Origin of the sequence: Embleya sp. AB8 (genome assembly GCF_049739465.1) — a bacterium.
Classification (GTDB): Bacteria; Actinomycetota; Actinomycetes; order Streptomycetales; family Streptomycetaceae; genus Embleya.
On the sequence record NZ_JBMHHY010000011.1, the window covers coordinates 26,879 to 44,669 of the forward strand.

Below are 17,791 nucleotides of genomic sequence, written 5' to 3' on the forward strand. Positions count from 1 at the left end.
TCACGGATCCGCCGGCCGCCCGGGCCCGGATGCCGTCTCCCCTGCCGAACTCGCGGTCGGTATGGACTCCTTGCCCGACCCGGGCCGGCGGCCCGGCAGGAACATCGCGAGCGCGGCGCAGAGCAGGGCGGTGTACAGGGCGACCGCATACGCGGTGGCGACGCCGTCCGCGTAGTGGGTACGGAACGTGGGGTCCTCCGCCGACACGGGCACCGAGCGGGCGACGATCGTGGCCAGGACGGCGACGCCGAGCGCCTGGCTGACCCGCTGGGTGGCCTGGAGCAGCGCGGTGCCGTTGCCCACGGCGGCGCGCGGGACGTCCCCGAGCGCGGTGACCTGCGTGGTCGGCGGGATCGCCCCCGCGCCGGCCCCGGCCAGCAGCAACGGCCCGACCAGGTGCGCCGGTTCGGGGTTGTCGGCCGATGCCTGGAGCAGCGCGATGCCGCCGGCCAGGAGCAGGAACCCGGCGGTGAGCGGCAACTTCGGCCCCCATCGATCCCGGGCCCGACCGGCCAACACCCCGCTGATCCCGGAGGCGAGGGCCAGCGGCAACAGCGCCAGGCCCGCGTCCAGCGCGTCGATCCCGAGAATCACCTGCATGGACAGCGGCAACAGGAACTGCGTGCCGAAGAACGGCACTTGCCCGAGCGCGTTGATCGCGCTGCCGATGGCGTAGGTCCGCACCCGATACAGCCGCAGGTCGAGCAGCGGTGCCGTGGCCCGGAGTTGCCCGGTGACCAGCACGATCAGCGCCACCACGCCGACGGCGAACGCCGCCCAGGTGACGATGCCGCCGGAGGAGCCGGTATGCGAGCCCAACCGGGCGGCGCCGTACAGCAGTCCGCCGAAGCCCACGCAGACCAGGCCCACACTCGGCAGATCGATCCGGCGGGCCGGCGTCGGACGTGGGCCGTCGGCGGTGAGGAAGCGGCTGCCCAGGAGTACGCCGAGCAGGCCGATGGGCACGTTGACGAAGAAGATCCAGCTGCGCTGCCCCGCGTCGACGAACGCGCCGCCCACCAGCGGACCGATCGTGGGGGCGAACACCAGGACGACGCCGAACACGCCGAACGCCAGGCCGCGTCGCTCCTCCGGGAACGCGGTGAACAACCGCGCGGAGCCCAGGGGCAGGGCGAAGCCACCGGCGAGGCCCTGTACGGCGCGGGCCGCGATCAGCAGCGGCAGGGTGGGGGCCAGGCCGCACAGCAGGGAGGCCACGGTGAAGCAGCCCAGCGAGATCAGATAGACCTTCTTTGTTCCGAACCGGTCGCCGAGCGCGCCGGCCAGCGGCGTGGCGACGCCCAGGGCCAGGGCGTAGCCGCTGACCACCCACTGCACGTCGGCCGTCGACGCGTTGAACTCCTGTTGCAGGGCCCGGATGGCGACGTTGACGACGGTGACGTCCAGGATCGTCATGAACGAGCCCACGGACACCGCGAGCAGCGTCGCCCACGGGGACGGTACGCGCGGCGGCGGGCCGGGTGCGGCTGCCTCGCCGGCGGGCCGCGGGGCGCCGCTCATCGCGGAGGTTCGACGGGGACCGGCGGCCGGGGCGGCGTCGGGATCGCGTCGTCGGCGCGGACGAGCCGGCCGTCCTTGATCACGACCTGGACGTGGTCCAGGGCCGCGAGGTCGGTCAACGGGTCGCCGTCGACGACGATCACATCCGCGGCTCGCCCGGGGGCCAGCACCCCGACCGTGTCGCCCCGGCCGCAGACGATGGCCGCGTGCCGGGTGCTCGCCTCGATGATCTGGGACGGTGTCATCCCGGCGGCGCGCAGGTAGCGCAGCTCGCGGCGCGGCATCCCCATCGGGAAGCCGGGCCGGCCGACCCAGTCGCTGCCCAGCGCGACCCGCCCGCCCGCGTCGACGTAGCGGGCCAGGATGTGCACCATCAGTTCCGCGACGGCGCGCAGGCCGTTGGCGGGGAAGTTCGGCAAGCCGGCGTGGATGTTGGCGAGTTCGTTGCCGATGGTGGGGACCAGGTAGACGCCCTGGTCGACCATCCGGGCCAGCCGCCGGCGCAGTCCGGGGAGCGCGTCGGGGCCGAGGGTGCCGTCGCGGTAGAGCTCGACGTAGCCCACGTCGGGGGGCAGCGGGAAGATCAGGTGTTCGACGGAGGTGACGCCGGCGTCGAGGGCGAGGTCGAGCTGGGTGACGTTGTGCACGTGGGAGCGCACCAGCAGGCCGTGACCGGCCGCGCGGCGCACGGCGGCGGTGAACACGGCGGGGGCCAGCACCGGCAGGTGCCCCGGGGTGTGGAAGTCGAAGTCGAAGGGCTCCTGCGCCATCTTCACGAAGTCGACGCCGAGCGCCACCAGTTCGTCGACGGCGGCCTCGGCCTCCGCAACCGACGCGACCCCGCGGGCGGCCGACCCGTCGCCGCGGATGACCGGATAGCCGCCGGGCGCGGTGACGGCGGGGCCGGCGGCGAACACGCGGGCGGCGTCCGGGGCTTGGCCGGCGTCGTGCAGGCGGGCGACCAGGTCGGGACCGCAGCCGGTGTTGCCGACGCTGGTGACGCCGTCGTGCAGGAACGCCCGCAGGACGTGCGGGATGTCCCGCTCGATGTGGGTGTGCGAATCGATGATGCCCGGGAGTGCGGTGCGCCCGTCGCAGCGCAACACGCGTGCCCGTTCGGGGATATGCACGCTCCCGAGGGGGCCGACGGCCGCGATGCGACCGGCTTCGAGCACGACGACGCCGTGGCGCAGCGGCGGCGCGCCGGTGCCGTCGACGACGACGCAGTCGACCAGGGCGATCGGGTCGGCGTGCTCGGCGGAGCGTTCGGTGTCCTGCCTCATGGGGGAGGCTCCCGTCGATCGGGTGCGGGCGTGTGTCGCCTGGATGAACGCGCGCACGTTCGAGGAATGGGAGTTTCGCGCATTGGTATTCGAAGTGGGCGAGGATTACGCCACGTTAAAGCAATTCGATTCGACGTTAGGGTCTCGGGTTCGAATGCGTCAAGGTCGACCGGGTGGCCGGAGGGTGCCACGGACCTGCGGTGATTCCCGCGCGAAGTCATTCAAATGAGAGCAACATCGTATGACAACTACGTCGAGCGAATGACGATGCGATCCCCGGTGGGCACGGCATGGACGAAAAGCGCCGCGCCACCGATCCCGAGGTGATCGCCGCTTTCACATCCGACCTGCGGACGGAATATCGCACCGGCGGCGACGGGCCGATTCCCGACTTTGCCGGCGGGCCGGGTCGGGGTCGGATGCAGGGGCGCCGGAAGCATGACCTTGGCAGGAAACTTGGCAGGAAACGCACCTACCGGCCGAGCGTCGGCCGCGAAAGACTCGCGCCTGCCGGTCACCGAGGCCGGCGCGTGTTCGGGAGAGGACCTTTCGAATGGCTCTCAAGAACAAGATTTTCATGAGCATCGCCGCTACCGGATTGGTGGCGGGGGGCCTGGTCGGGGCGACGACCGCCGCATCGGCGCAGCCGCAATCAGCCGCGGGGCAGCCGCAGTTGGCCGCGGCGCCCGCGGACTGTCCCAAGGGCTACTTCTGTGGGTACAAGAGCGCCAACTTCAAGAACCTGTCGTTCCGCTACAAGGACTGTTACCGGCAGGAGATCCCCGACGGGCTGAACAGCGGCGGCTCCTGGTACAACAACCAGACCAACGGCACCACGACAGGTATGTACGGGAAGAACGGAAATTGGCTCTACACCACTCCGGGCGCGCCCTCCAGCGACGCGCACGGCAACTGGGCTCCGGTCTGGTCCGTCTGGAACTACTGCTGACCGCTCCGGGGTCCGGTACCGGCCGGCTCGCGACCGAAGGGCGCTGACCACAACGCCCGTTCATGAACGCGGAAGCCGGCGGCCGACCGGCGGCCGGCAAAGACCGCGACCCGCTCGGGTGAATGTCCCTCGAACGGGCGTGGCACCTGCGAGAGTTGTCGGGCGTCCACCCCGGGTCCGTCGCACCTTCCGGGTGTTGTGCGGGTTGTGCCCGGGGCGGGCGCCCGATTTCGGAGCCCCCGCCTCTGGGCTGCCGTGGTTCCTACCGGCGCCCCACGATGGCCTGTTCGAGGAGGTCCTGGAGGGCGCGCTGTTGGTGCGGGGTCAGGGCGGCCAGCGGTGAGTTTTGGGCGAGCAGGTCGAGGAGTTGCCCGCGGAGGGCGGCGCCCTCGGTGGTGAGGACCAGGTGCCTGGCGCGGCGGTCGGTGGGGTGGGCGCGGCGTTCGACCAGGCCCTGCTTCTCCAGTTTGTCGACGACGAAGGTGGCGTTGGAGGGCTCGCAGCTCATGCGTTCGGCCAGCTCGCGCATGGTCATCGGCCCGGACAGCTCGCGCAGTGCGGTGGCCTGGGGCGCGGTGAGGCCCAGGGTGAGGGCACGTTCGCGGACGTGGTCGGCGATCTGCTGGGCCAGCCCGCTCACCAGGCCGCACACCTGCCGCTCGGCGATGACCTGCGGGTCCGGGGATGTCGTCATGCGCCCACCCTACCAAGTGCATCAAGCCAGCATAGTTGAAGCTTGCATGGTTCTAGCTTGATGCATATCGTGGCGTGGTCGCCCCGCGAGGGACGACACGGCGACCCGACCTCGACAGGGGAGAACCGACATGACCAACTTCGCGGACGGGCAGGGCGGCCGGGCCGAGCCGGACGGGCGGGGCGAGCAGGCCGAACCGGGCGAGCGGCTGCGGCGGCAGGCGGGGATCCGCTCGATCCGGCTGGGGGACACGAAGGTGACCTACCTACCGGACGGCGCCGTGCAGCTCAGGGCGCGCGACCTGCTCCCGGACGGCACCGACGAAGTATGGGCCGCCCACCCCGAGTTCCTGACCGAGGGCGGCAACCTCGTGGCGAGCATCGGCGGCCTGCTGGTCGAGTACGAAGACCGGGCGCTGCTGATCGACGCCGGCTTCGGGCCGCAGTCGATGCCGCCCGCGCCGGACGGCCCGCGCGGTGCGATCCACGGCGGTGCGCTCCTGGACAGCCTGGCCGAACTGGGCCGTCGGCCGCGGGACATCGAGGCGGTGGCCTTCACCCACCTGCACGTCGATCACATCGGGTGGGCCCGGCATCCGGCACCGGGCGACGACCGGCCCGCGTTCGGCCATGCCGAGTACCTGGTGAGCGAGCCGGAGTGGGCCGAGTACGGCACGGCCGAGGAGGCCGCCGCCCTCGCGCCGCGCGTGCGCACGGTGGCGGACGGCGAGGAGGTCTTCCCGGGCGTGCGGGCCCGGGTCGCCGCCGGCCACACGGTCGGACACACCGAATACGTCATCACCGGAGGCGGACGACGCCTGATCGCCTTCGGCGACGCCCTGCACACGTCGATCCAGATCGACCACCCCGACTGGTCCGCGGCCTTCGACCACGACCGCGCCCGCTCCGCCGAGCACCGTCGCCGACTGGTGGCCGAACTGGCCGAGCCCGACACGATCGGCTTCGGCGTGCACTTCGCGGACGTGGTCTTCGGCCGGGTCCGGTCGGGGGAGGGGCCCGCCTGGCAGCCGCTGGACGCCTGATCCGGGCCGCCGCGCGGGAGGCGGCGACGAGCAATCGGTATTGAAAATCATTTTCAGTATTGATAGACATGGGTGCGCCATGCCGGTTCCGCCGGTCTCGGCCCATGCCTCGAGGGCGCGCCGACGCCCTCTGCCTCGTCTGCCCTGGAGACCTCCATGCCTCGATCCGGCACGCCCGTTCGCCCCGATTCGATATCCGCCGTCGCGAGTTGTGTGGCCGAGGTGTTGGGCATCGACGACGCCGTGGATCCCGACGTCCGGCTGACCGAACTGGGCCTGGAGTCGTTCACCGCCGTGCGGTTGCGGCGGCGGTTGCGCGAACGGACCGGGGCCGACCTGCCGATCGCCGACTTCCTGGGGGAGGCCTCGGCCCGATCGCTGGCGGCCCGGCTGCCGCCCGCGGTCGAGCCCGAGCCGGATACGTTCGCGCTCACCCCGGTCCAGTCGGCCTACTGGGTCGGTCGGGATCCGTCCTTCCCGCTGGGCGGCGTGGCGACCTTCTACTTCCACGAGTTCGAGCGCCCGGCGACGGACGCGGACCACGACGGCGACCTGCGGCGGTTGGAGGACGCCTGGAACGTGCTGGTCCGCCGGCACCCGATGTTGCGCGTGGTGATCGACGACGACGGGATGCAGCGCATCCTCGCCGACCCCGGTCCCTACCGCATCGGGCGTACCGATCTACGGGACGTGGACGTGGCGGAACGGGCAAGGGCACTCGGGCGGTTGCGCGCCGAGCGCTCGCATCAGGCGCGCCCCACCGAGGTCTGGCCGCTGTACGACATCCACGCCGCACTGCTCCCGGAGGGCCGGACCCGGCTGTACGTGGGCATGGACGTGCTCGCGATGGACCTGGCGAGCTGGCTGCTGATCATGCGTCAATGGGGCGCACTCGTCGCCGACCCGACTGCCGTCCCCGCACCCTGCGTGACCGACTTCGGCACCCTCCTGCGCGAACGGGCCGCCGATCCGGGGGAGATGCGACGCCGGGCGCGGGCCGGGGCGTACTGGGCGGGTCGGGCCGCCGAGCTGCCCCCGGGACCGGTACTGCCCTGGGCCGAGGCGGGGCGTACGGCCGGCGTCCCACCGCGGTTCTCCCGGTACGAGGACGGGCTGACCACACCGGAATGGGCCCGGCTGCGGGCCCGCGCCGCCGAGCACGGGCTCAGTGCCACCGGTGTGTTGCTCGCCGCATTCGCACTGACCCTGAATCGGCGCGGCGCCGGGACGCCGTTCTGCCTCAACACGACCCTGTTCGACCGCCCCGAAGGCCCCGGACTCCGCGACATCGTCGGGGACTTCACCACCACCGTGCTGGTCGAGCCGCCGCTGCCCGACCTGTCCCGGCCGTGGACGTTCGCCGACTGGGCGGGCGAGGTCAACCGGCGGTTCTGGGCCGACCTCGAACACCGTGCCGTCTCCGGCGTCGAGGTGCTCCGCGACGCGGGCCGGGTCGGCGGTACGCCCACCCACCCGGTCGTGTTCACCAGCGGCATCGGCCTCGCCGACGGCACCTCGCGGGTGACCGAATGGCTCGGGGAAGAGGTGTACGCCATCTCCCAGACCCCGCAGATCCTGCTCGACCACATCGTGCGCGACGACGGCGGCACGCTGCGCGTCGCGTGGGACGTCGTGGACGGCGCGCTGCCCGCCGACTGGATCCGGGAGAGTGTCGCCGCCGAGACCAGGCTGCTGCGCCGGCTCACCGAACCGGACGCCTGGACGTCGCCGACCCTCGCGGCCGACCCGGCGTTCCGCGCCGACGAACCACCCGCCCCCAGCCCGTTCCCGGGCGCGGGCCCGCTCCTGGACGACCCGTGGATCGAGGCGGCCCGGCGCACCCCCGACACCCCGGCCGTACTCGGATCCGGCAGCCTCGACCACGGCGAACTCGCGGACCGGGTCCGGGACTTCGCTGCCGCCCTGGCCGCCGCCGGGGTCGTCGCCGGCACCCCGGTGGCGGTCGCGCTGGACAAGGGTGGCGAGCAGATCGCCGCCGTCCTCGCCGTCGGCGCGCTCGGCGCGTGGTACGTACCCGTCGAACCCACCTGGCCCGCCGCGCGCGTCGCGTCGGTGTGCGAACGCACCGGACTCACCCACGCCGTCGCCACGCCGGACGCGGCCGCCGGCTGGCCGGCGGGGATCGTGCTGGTCCCGCCGGACCGGACGCCCCGCCCGGACGCCCCGCAGACCCCACGTCGCCGCCCCGATCCCGACGAACTCGCCTACGCCATCTTCACATCCGGCTCCACCGGCACCCCCAAGGGCGTCGCCGTCGAGCACCGGGCCGCCCGCACCACCGTGGACGACATCGTCGAGCGCTTCCATATCGGGCCCGAGGACCGGGTACTGGGCCTGTCCGCACTGAGCTTCGACCTGTCCGTCTTCGACGTGTTCGGCGTGCTGGGTGCGGGCGGCGCCCTCGTCCTGCCCGAACCCACCCGGCAACGCGACCCCGAACACTGGCTCGACCTCGCCGACACACACGCCGTCACCGTATGGAACACGGCACCCGCCCTGCTGGAAATGCTGGTCGAGTACGCCGAACTCGAACCCGCCCGAAGCCGCCGGCAGTTGCGATCGTTGCGTCTGGTGCTGCTCTCCGGCGACTGGATCCCGATCACCCTGCCCGACCGGCTGCGCGCACTCGCCCCACAGGCCCGGATCGTCGGCCTCGGCGGCGCCACCGAGGCCTCGATCTGGTCGGTGAGCCACCCGATCGAACAGGTCGACCCGACCTGGACGAGCATCCCCTACGGCCGCGCGCTGCGCGGACAGAGCTTCCGCATCCTGGCCGCGGACGGAACCCCCGTACCGCTCGGGGAGACCGGCGAACTGCACATCGGCGGCGCCGGATTGGCGCGTTGTTACGTCGCCGACCCGACGCAGACCGACGAACGTTTCGGGTTCCACCCGCACCTCGGCGAACGCCTGTACCGCACCGGCGACCTGGGCCGCTGGCGCCCGGACGGCACGATCGAGTTCCTCGGCCGGGTCGACCGCCAGGTCAAGATCCGCGGTCACCGGATCGAACTCGGCGAGATCGAGGCCGTCCTGGGCCGCGAACCGGGTGTGCGGCAATGCGTGGCAGCCGCGGTACACACGGCGGACCGGCGGCCCCGGCTGATCGCCTACGTGGTACCCGAACACGGCCGGCACCCCGACGCCGACACCGAACAACGCTGGACCCGGGCGCTGCGCGACCGACTGCCCGCGTACATGATCCCGGCCCGCTATGTCGTCCTGGCCGAACTCCCGGTCACCGCCAACGGGAAGGTGGACCACGCGGCACTGGCCGAACCCGCCCGAAACGACCCGAACACCGGCCCGGCGGCGCCCGAACCGGCCGTCGAAACGCACCCCGCCGAATGGCTGCGCGACGCCGTGGCACACGCCCACCGGCTGGGTCTGGAACCGGTCCTGACGGTGCGCCCGGGTCGGCGCGACGGCGACCCGCTCGACGCGCTTGAAGCGCTCGCCGCGGCGGCCGAATGGGCCCGCAGCACGGCCGCCACCGCCGCCGCCGCACACGGCACGACCGTGCTGCCGGAGACGGCCTTGGCCGGGGCCCTGGTGGCCCTCCGCATCCCGATCCACCAGGGCGAGCCGAGGGTGGACGACGACCCGACGACCGTCGCCCCCGACCCGGCCCCGGCCCGGCCGATCCCGCCGACCGCGCCGACCCCGCCGACCGCGCCGACCGCGCCGAACCGGATCGACCCCGCCGTACTGCGCGCCGTCGTCGACGTGTTCACCGAACTCCTGGATCGACCCGTCGAACCGCACACCTCCTTCTTCGTGTCGGGCGCCTCCTCACTCGACCTGGTCCGCGCCCATCGCCGGCTTCGGGCCCTCGGCACCGGCGATCTCGCCGTCGTCGACCTGTTCGAACACCCCACCGCCCACGCCCTCGCCGCCCACATCGGCCGCGCCGCACCCCCTTCCCCGCCCCCGGCCGCAGCCACGAAGACCCGCGCGCCCGCCCGGAGTTCACGCCTGAACGCCCGTGCCCGCGCCCAGGAGATCTCCCGATGACCCACCCCGAGCCCGATCCCGCGCCCAGCCCGGCCGTCGCCGTCGTCGGCCTCGCCTGCCGATTCCCGGGTGCCCCCGACGCCGACGCCTACTGGGACCTCCTGGTCCACGCCCGCGAGGGTCTGACCCGATTCACCCCCGACGAACTCGCCGACCGAGGTGTCCCGGCCGACCTGCTGCGCCGCCCCGACTACGTCCCCGTCGGCGCGATCATCGACGGCCAGGACCTCTTCGACCCCGACCTGTTCGGCATGACCGACGCCGAAGGTGCCCTCGCCGATCCCCAACAGCGCCTGTTCCTGGAATGTTGCCGCCAGGCCCTCGACCACGCCGGCCACGGCGAAGGCACCGACGCGGGCACCGTCGGCGTCTACGCCGGATCCGCGTACAGCGCCTACCTCGCGCACAACCTGCGCGACCGCCACGACCCCACCGGTACCGGTACCGATCCCATCGGCAGCCTGCAGGCCGCGATGGCCGGCATCGCCGACTACCTCCCACTGCACGTCGCCCACCGCCTCGGCCTCACCGGCCCGGCGCTCGCGGTCAACACCACGTGCTCGACATCGCTGGTCGCCGTCCATGTCGCCGCGCAGGCCCTGCTCTCCGGCGAATGCGACACCGCACTCGCCGGCGGCGTATCGCTGATCGTGCCGCAGGGACGCGGCTACCTGCATGTGCCCGACGCGATGTTCTCCGCCGACGGACACGTACGCCCGTTCAGCGCACAGGGCACCGGAATCGTGCACAGCCAGGGCGTCGGCGCGGTCGTCCTGCGCCGCCTGGACGACGCGGTCGCCGCCGGGGACCGGATCCTGGCGGTACTGCTCGGGTCCGCCGTCGACAACGACGGCGCCGACAAGGCCGGATTCACCGCACCCTCGCCACGCGGCCAGGCCCGCGCCATCGGCGAAGCCCTCGTCGTCGCCGGACTCGAACCCGCCGACATCGGCTGCCTCGAAGCACACGGCACCGCCACCCCACTCGGCGACGCGGTCGAAGTCGCGGCCCTGCACCAGGTGTTCGGCACCACCGGCCCGGCCTGGTGCGCACTCGGCTCGGTCAAGGGCAACATCGGACACACCAACTCGGCGGCCGGTATCGCCGGCTTCGTCAAGGCCGTCCTGGCCGTGCACCACGGCATCATCCCCGCATCCCTGCACGCCCACCCGATCAACCCGGCCCTGGACCCGGCCCACTCGCCGTTCACCGTCGCCGATACGACACGACCGTGGCCGGGACGCCGATACGCCGGGGTGAGTGCCTTCGGCATCGGCGGGACCAACTGCCACATCGTCCTGGGCCAGGCCCCCGCACCCGAACCGGTCGCGCCCGATCCACGAGCACAGCTCATCCTGCTGTCCACGCACCACGCCGCCGCGCTCCCGGACGCCGTCGAGGCGCTCACCGACGTGCTGACCGACCCCGACGGCCCGGACACCCTCGCCGACGTCGCCGCGACCCTGCACACCGGCCGACCCGCGCTGCGCCACCGGATCGCCGCCGTCGGCACGGACCGGACCACGGCCGCCACGGCGCTGCGCGCGGCCGATGGACGGCAGGCCGAACCGGCCGCCCCGCGCGTGCTCTTCGCCTTCCCCGGCGGCGGCGCCCAGTACGCCGGAATGGGCGCCGAACTCTACCGGGACGAACCCGAGTTCGCCGCCGCCGTCGACGCCTGCACGGCACACTTCGCGCACCCCGTCCGCGACCTGCTGCTCGCCGACCCCCGCCGACCCGGCGCCGACGTGGCCGCCCGGGACCCGCGCGTGGGACTGCCCGCGCTGTTCACCGTCTCGGTGGCCACCGCACGCCTGCTGCGCTCGTGGGGCATCGAACCCGACGTGGTGCTCGGACACAGCCTGGGCGAGTACGCCGCCGCCGTCACCGCCGGCATCCTGACCCTGGCCGACGCCGCCCACCTCGTCACCGTGCGCTGCGCCGGGATGGCCGACGCGGCGGGCGCCGGCGCGATGCTCGCCGTACCACTGTCCGAGGCCGAGGCCCGGCACCTGACCCGCCGCCATCCACACCTCGACCTGGCCGTGGTCAATGCGCCCGACGCATGCGTACTCGCCGGACCCACGGACGCGATCCTGGCCCTGCACCGGGAGTTGCACGCCCGCGGGGTCGACGCCAAGCGTCTGCGCCTGGACGCGGCGGCCCACTCCCGCCTGGTCGACCCGGTGTTGCCCGACCTGCGAGCCGCCGCACGGCGGGTGCGCACGGCACCGGGCACCATCCCGCTGATCACTACCGTCACCGGCGCGGAACTGGGCCCGGAGGAGCGCGCCGACCCCGAACACTGGGTCCGGCACCTGCGCTCCACCGTGCTGTTCTCCCGTGCCCTGCGCACCGCCGCCGGGCATGAGGCGGCCATCCTGCTCCAGGCCGGCCCGGGCAGCGAACTCGCCCTGGCCGCACGCCGACAACCACCTCCCTCGCTGCTGACCGCACTCCCCGGATTCGGCAGCACCGACGAACGTGCAGGGCTCCTCGCAGCGGCCGGCCGACTGTGGACGCACGGCATCGACCTGGACGCCCGAGCCCTGCATCGACCCGGACGCCGCCGGGTCACCCTGCCCGGCCATCCGACCCGACGTCGCCGACTGTGGATCGAGCCCGCACCGGTGCAACCGCCCTCGATCGAGCCGGACTTGCTCCTCCAGGTGCCGGTCTGGCAGGAGAGCGCGCCACTGGCGGCGCCCACGCTGCACGGCGAACGCTGGATCGTCGCCGAGCACGAGCCCGAGCCCGAGCCCGAGTCCGAGTCCGGGCCTGAGCCCGAGTCCGAGTCCGAGCCCGGGCCCGAGCCCGAGCGCGGCTCGAACGGCCGGACCGCGGACGCGGTCCGCCGCGCGCTTGCGGCGGCCGGTGCCGAGACGGCCTCACTCGATGACGAACACCCCTGTACGGGAGCGGTCTTCGTGCACGACGTCGAACCGGCCGTGACCGGGTCCGCGCCCGCCGTGGTGTCCGCGATCGCCGCGTTCGGTCGGTTCGCCGCCGGCCTGGCCGCTCGGGCGCACCCGCCGACCCGGCTGATCGTGCTCACCCGGCACGGCGAACGAGTCGAGCACACCGATGTGTTCGATCCCGCCGCAGCCGCGGTTCGGGCGCTGCCGCGCATCCTTGCCCAGGAGACTCCGGGGTTGCGCTGGCGCTCGGTGGACCTCGGCGGGCTCGACGACGACGTGCTCGCGGTCGTCCGCGAGGCCGCCGACCTGCGGACCGGGGACGGTGTGGGTGAGGTGGCGATCCGCCAACGTGTCCGCCGGGTCCGCTCGTTCGCCGCCTGGCGGCCCACCGACCGCACGTCGGTGGTCGAGCCCGGCGGCACGGTCGTCATTCTCGGCGGCCTCGGCGACGTCGGGTTCACCCTCGCCGAACACCTGGGCCGGCACGCGCGCGTGGTGCTGACCTCACGCACCGGGATCCCCGCCCCGACGAACACCCCGCCCGAGCAGGCCGTCGCGGACCGGCGAGCCTGGGTCGAGCACCTGCGGGCACACGGTCGGCAGGTCGAGATCGCCGGGTGCGACGCGGCGGACCCGGACGCCGTCCACCGGCTTCTGCGCGACCTGGGCGAACAACACGGCCGCCCCGGCCTGGTCGTGCACGCCGCCGGCGTCGTCGCCTCCACAGGCATCGCGCCCCTGCGGGCGAGCGACCCGGACACGATCACCGCCCATGTTCGTGCCAAGGTCGGCGCCGCCGACGCACTGCACACCGCCATCGCCCGACTACCCATAACACTCCGAGCCCCGATCGTCCTGGCGATGTCCTCCGCGACCGCCGCCGTGGGCGGCCTGGGCCTGGGCCCCTACGCCGCCGCCAACCGCGCCCTGGAGGCAGCCGCCGCCCGTCACACCGACGAACACACCACGTGGTTGTGCGCGGCCTGGGACGGCTGGCGGGTCGGCCCGGCGGGCCGGGAACGTATCGTCGCCGCCGCCCACTCCCTCGGCGCCGAGGACGGCACGCGGGCCCTGGACCTGCTGCTCGCCGCGGCGATGGGGGACACCGCCCCGGCCGTGGTCGCCGTCTCCCCGGCCGACCTGGCCGCCCGCCTGCGGCACGACGCAACGCCGACGCCGACCTTGGCGGCTTCGCCTCCCCCCGCACCCGATGCCGCCGACCGACCGGATCCGCGCGCGCAGGCCGTCGCGGCCATCTGGTCCGACCTGCTCGGCTTCGCCGTCACGGACCCGGACGCGGACTTCTTCTCGCTCGGCGGACACTCGCTGCTCGCCACCCGGATGCTGGCCCGGGTGGCCGACACCTTCGGCGTCCGGCTACGGCTGGCCGACCTCCTCGACCACCCGACCGCCGGTGGACTGGCCCGCCTGCTCGACCGCGCCGACCCGGTCGCCGTGGCGCCGCCGGCCGCACCCCGGGCGGATGCGTCGCCTGCGGTACGGGACTTCCCGCTCACCCGGGTCCAGCACGCCTACTGGGTCGGCGGCGGAGGCGGCTATCGGCACGGCGGTACCGCGTGCCACTTCTTCCTCGAACACCACTGCCCCGAACTGGACCTGGACCGCTACCAGGACGCGCTGAACCGGGTCGTCGCCCGGCACCCGATGCTCCGCGCCGTGATCACCCCCGAAGGCCGCAACCGGGTCCTCGACCGGGTGCCGACGTACCGCATCCGGGTCCACGACCTCACCCGCCTGAGCCCGGCCGAACGCGCCGCCAGACTTGCCGAGTTGCGCGCCAAGCTGTCGCATCGCGCGCCACGCCCGGACCGCTGGCCGCTGTTCGAGGTGACCGCCGCACGACTGCCCGGCGGCGAGATCCGCCTGTTCACCGGCTTCGACGTGCTGGTCTGCGACACCGCGAGCTACCTGCTGGTGGACCGCGAGATCAAACACTTCCACGACCACCCCGCCGCCGAGCTTCCCCTCCCCGAACTCGATTTCGCCACCTGCGCGGCGGCCCTGGAGGCCCGCCGAGCCGGTCCCACGTTCGACGCCGCCGCCGCGTACTGGCGGGCCCGGCTCGCCGACCTGCCCGGCCCACCCGAACTGCCGCGCACGCCCGATCCGAGCACGGAACAGGCACCCCGATTCGCCCGCCGCGCCGAACGGCTCGCGCCCGACACGTGGCGCCGACTGCGTACCGCGGCGGCACGACGCGGACTCACCCCCACCGCCGTACTCCTGGCCGTCTACACCGAAACCCTCGCCCGCTGGTCCGGCAACGAACGGTTCTGCGTCAACCTCACCCTCTTCGACCGACCCGCCATCCATCCCGACGTCAACCGTGTGGTCGGCGACTTCACCACACTGCTCCTGCACGAGAGCGAACACCCCACACCCCCCGAACCGTTCGCGAACCGAGCCCGCGCGGCGCAGCGCCGGTTGTTCGCCGACCTGGACCATCGAGACTTCGGCGCACTGGACGTCCTGGCCGAACAGGGCGTCCGCACCGCCCGGTTGCCCGGCGCCCCCGTCGTCTTCACCAGCGCGCTCGGCCTGGCCGACGTGCTCGACGGCGGCCACGACCTGGACTGGATCGGCACCCCGGTACACGGCGTCAGCCAGACGCCGCAGGTCTGGCTGGACCACCAGGCATTCGAACAGGGCGGCGCACTGCTGCTGCAGTGGGACGCCGCCGAGACGATTCTCGAACCGGCCGACGTGGACGCGGCGTTCGCCCGCTACGTGGCCGCCGTGCGGCGACTCGCGGACGACCCCGGGGCGTGGGGCGACGAGCCCGACGCGGACGACATCGCCCTGCTGCTGCGCGCCGGTACCCATCCGCGCCCGCTGTTCCTGGTCCACCCCTCCGGCGGCGATGTGCTTTGCTACGGCGAACTGGCCCGACGACTGACCACGGACCGTCCGGTGATCGGCCTGACCGACCCGCAACTGGTCGGCGCCGAAGCCCTCTTCGAACCGGACGCGCTGGTCGAGCGGCACGTCCGGGCGATCCGCTCGCACCAACCGCACGGACCCTACGCCCTCGGCGGCTGGTCGATGGGCGGCATCCTCGCCCACGAGATCGCCGGCCGACTGAGCGCGGCCGGCGAACGTGTCGAACTGCTCGTGCTGCTCGACGCCAACCTGCCCGACCACATCCACACGTTCCCCGAGGAACCCGAACAGACCCGGGACACCGAACCCAACCTGCGCTACCTCGCCTCCCTCGAAGCCTTCCTCGACCTCGACCTCGACCTCGCCACCGCCGACACCGACTTCGGCGCCCTGCCGCCCGCCGAACGTATCCCCGAGGTCACCCGCCGACTACGCGCGGCCGGCCTGCTCGGCGCCCGCGACACCGCCGCCGAGCGGATCGACGTCTTCACCCGCCACCTACGCCTGCTCGGCACACACACCGCCCACCTCCTCAAGGACGCCACGACCGACACACTCATCGTGCGCGCCACCCGACCGTCCCCGCGCAACAGCGGAACGGGCATGGGCGTGGACGACGTTCCCGGACGCGACGACCTGGGCTGGACGCCCTTCCTGGCCGCGTCGCCGCGCTGCGTCGACGTCGACGCCCACCACTACGCGCTGCTGCGCGACCCCGCGCTCGGCGACGTGACGGCGCTGGTGGACCTGGCCCTGAGCGGACTGCCGGACGAGCGTCCCTGACCCGGCGTCGCCGCCGACCCCGTACCAGGACCGACCGATACCGACCGATACCGCTCCACGATCCCGAGGACCCCATGCGCACCGCCCGACCCCGGGCGACCGGCCGACACCACGCCGTTCGTACCCTCCTGCACCTCTCCGTCGCGACCTGCCTCCTCGCCGCGTGCTCCACCGGCTCCGACGCACCCGCCCCCGAGGCCGCCGACACCGGCACCGCGCCCCACGACGGCGGCACCTTGCGCTACGCCCTCGCGGGCAGCCCGGCGACCGCGAGCAACGACCCGCACGGCGGACTCGCCAACGAAGCGGACGTCCAGCGCTTCGCACTGATCTACGACGTCCTGACCGTGCCCGGCCCCAACGGCCGCGCCGCACCCCGCCTCGCCGCGTCCTGGGACGCCGACCCGACCTCGACCCGATGGACGCTGCACCTGCGCACCGACGCGCGCTTCACCGACGGGCGCCCGGTGCGCGCGGCGGACGTGCTGTACTCGCTGCGCCGCATCCAGACCAAGGCCGCCGAAAACTACGGCAGGCTCGCCCAGTTCGACACCGACGCCGCCACGGCCGCGGACGAACACACCGTGGTCCTGGTCAGCCGCACCCCCGACGCACTGGTTCCCGAGGCCCTCGAATCCATCACCTTCGTGGTACCCGAAGGGACCACCGACTTCGCCCGCCCGGCGCCGGGCTCCGGCCCCTTCCGACTCGACTCGGCCGACGCGCAGACCGCGACGCTCAGTCGCAACACCCAATGGTGGGGCCCGCGTCCGCACCCGGATCGAGTCCGGATCCGCGCCGTGGCCGACCCCCAGGCCCGCGCGGCGGCCGTCACCTCCGGGCAGGTGGACGTCGCCGGCAGCGTCGGACCCGCCGCGGCGAAGACCGCAGGCGCCGGGGCGCGGGTGGTCCGGCGTACGGCGGTCACCGCGTACCCGTTCGTGATGCGGCTGGATCGTGCGCCGTTCGACGACCCGCGCGTGCGCGAGGCGTTCAAACTGGCCGCGGATCGCCAGGCCCTCGTGGACACCGTGTTCCTCGGATTCGGCAACGTCGGCAACGACCTGCCGACGCCGTACGACCCCTCGTACCCCAAGGACCTCGCCCAGCGACCCCGTGACCTGGCCCGCGCGAGGCAACTGCTCGCCGAGGCCGGGCATTCGGACGGACTGCGGGTCACCCTGCGGACCACCACGTCCTACCCGGGCATGGACACCGCCGCGACCCTGTACGCCCGCCAACTCGCCGAGATCGGCGTGCAGGTCACCGTCCGCAACGAGCCGCCCGACACCTACTTCACCGCCGTATGGGGCACCGCCGACTTCTACACCGGCTACTTCGGCGGCATCCCGTTCCCGGACGTCGCCCGGGTCACGCTGCTCTCCACGTCGCCGGGCAACGAGAGCGCGTGGCGTCGCCCCGCGTGGGACGCCGGATTCCGGGAGGCGATGGGCGACCGGGACGACCGGGCCCGGCAGACCCGACTCGGCACGCTCCAGAAGGAACTGTGGGCGGACGGCGGCTACCTGGTGTGGGGCCTGGGCGACGGGCTCGACCTGACCTCGGCGGCCGTGCACGGGATGCCCACCACGCCGGGATTCGGACGGTTCCTGCTGGACACCGCCTGGATCGCCGGGTGAATCGCCGGGTACGCCGATGAGCACG

The 17,791-nt window shown here is 73.3% G+C and carries 8 protein-coding genes; 5 read left to right on the forward strand and 3 right to left on the reverse strand.

Going from position 1 to position 17,791, the window contains the following annotated elements; all coding sequences use genetic code 11:
* Both ABIA38_RS17120 and ABIA38_RS17125 read right to left on the reverse strand, forming a co-directional pair.
* Positions 1-1,521, reverse strand: a complete 1,521-nt coding sequence (locus ABIA38_RS17120; RefSeq protein WP_424639515.1) for a DHA2 family efflux MFS transporter permease subunit — start codon at positions 1,519-1,521, stop codon at positions 1-3.
* Positions 1,518-2,804, reverse strand: coding sequence for an amidohydrolase family protein (locus ABIA38_RS17125; RefSeq protein ID WP_424639516.1), 1,287 nt, complete (start codon positions 2,802-2,804; stop codon positions 1,518-1,520). Before ABIA38_RS17125 ends, ABIA38_RS17120 begins: the two co-directional genes overlap by 4 nt.
* A 577-nt stretch (positions 2,805-3,381) precedes the next feature.
* Between ABIA38_RS17125 and ABIA38_RS17130 the strand changes: the two genes are divergently transcribed.
* On the forward strand, positions 3,382-3,753 hold the full coding sequence (locus tag ABIA38_RS17130) for a hypothetical protein (RefSeq protein WP_424639517.1): 372 nt from the start codon (positions 3,382-3,384) through the stop codon (positions 3,751-3,753).
* Positions 3,754-4,015: 262 nt separating this feature from the next.
* Here ABIA38_RS17130 and ABIA38_RS17135 read toward each other — a convergent pair whose 3' ends face one another.
* Entirely contained in the window at positions 4,016-4,447 is a 432-nt protein-coding gene (locus ABIA38_RS17135) for a MarR family winged helix-turn-helix transcriptional regulator (RefSeq protein WP_424639518.1), read from the reverse strand.
* A gap of 130 nt (positions 4,448-4,577) precedes the next feature.
* Between ABIA38_RS17135 and ABIA38_RS17140 the strand changes: the two genes are divergently transcribed.
* From ABIA38_RS17140 to ABIA38_RS17155, 4 genes are all read left to right on the forward strand, one after another.
* The gene (locus tag ABIA38_RS17140) at positions 4,578-5,489 is read left to right on the forward strand and encodes an MBL fold metallo-hydrolase (protein ID WP_424639519.1); all 912 of its coding nucleotides are present in this window, start codon (positions 4,578-4,580) and stop codon (positions 5,487-5,489) included.
* A gap of 156 nt (positions 5,490-5,645) precedes the next feature.
* On the forward strand, positions 5,646-9,524 hold the full coding sequence (locus tag ABIA38_RS17145; protein WP_424639520.1) for an amino acid adenylation domain-containing protein: 3,879 nt from the start codon (positions 5,646-5,648) through the stop codon (positions 9,522-9,524).
* Complete coding sequence (locus ABIA38_RS17150) at positions 9,521-16,126, forward strand: beta-ketoacyl synthase N-terminal-like domain-containing protein (RefSeq protein WP_424639521.1); 6,606 nt, start codon at positions 9,521-9,523, stop codon at positions 16,124-16,126. The genes ABIA38_RS17145 and ABIA38_RS17150 overlap by 4 nt, the downstream gene beginning before the upstream one ends.
* Positions 16,127-16,200: 74 nt before the next feature.
* A complete protein-coding gene (locus ABIA38_RS17155) occupies positions 16,201-17,766 on the forward strand; it encodes an ABC transporter substrate-binding protein (RefSeq protein ID WP_424639522.1) in 1,566 nt (521 codons plus the stop codon).
* Positions 17,767-17,791 lie beyond the last annotated feature (25 nt).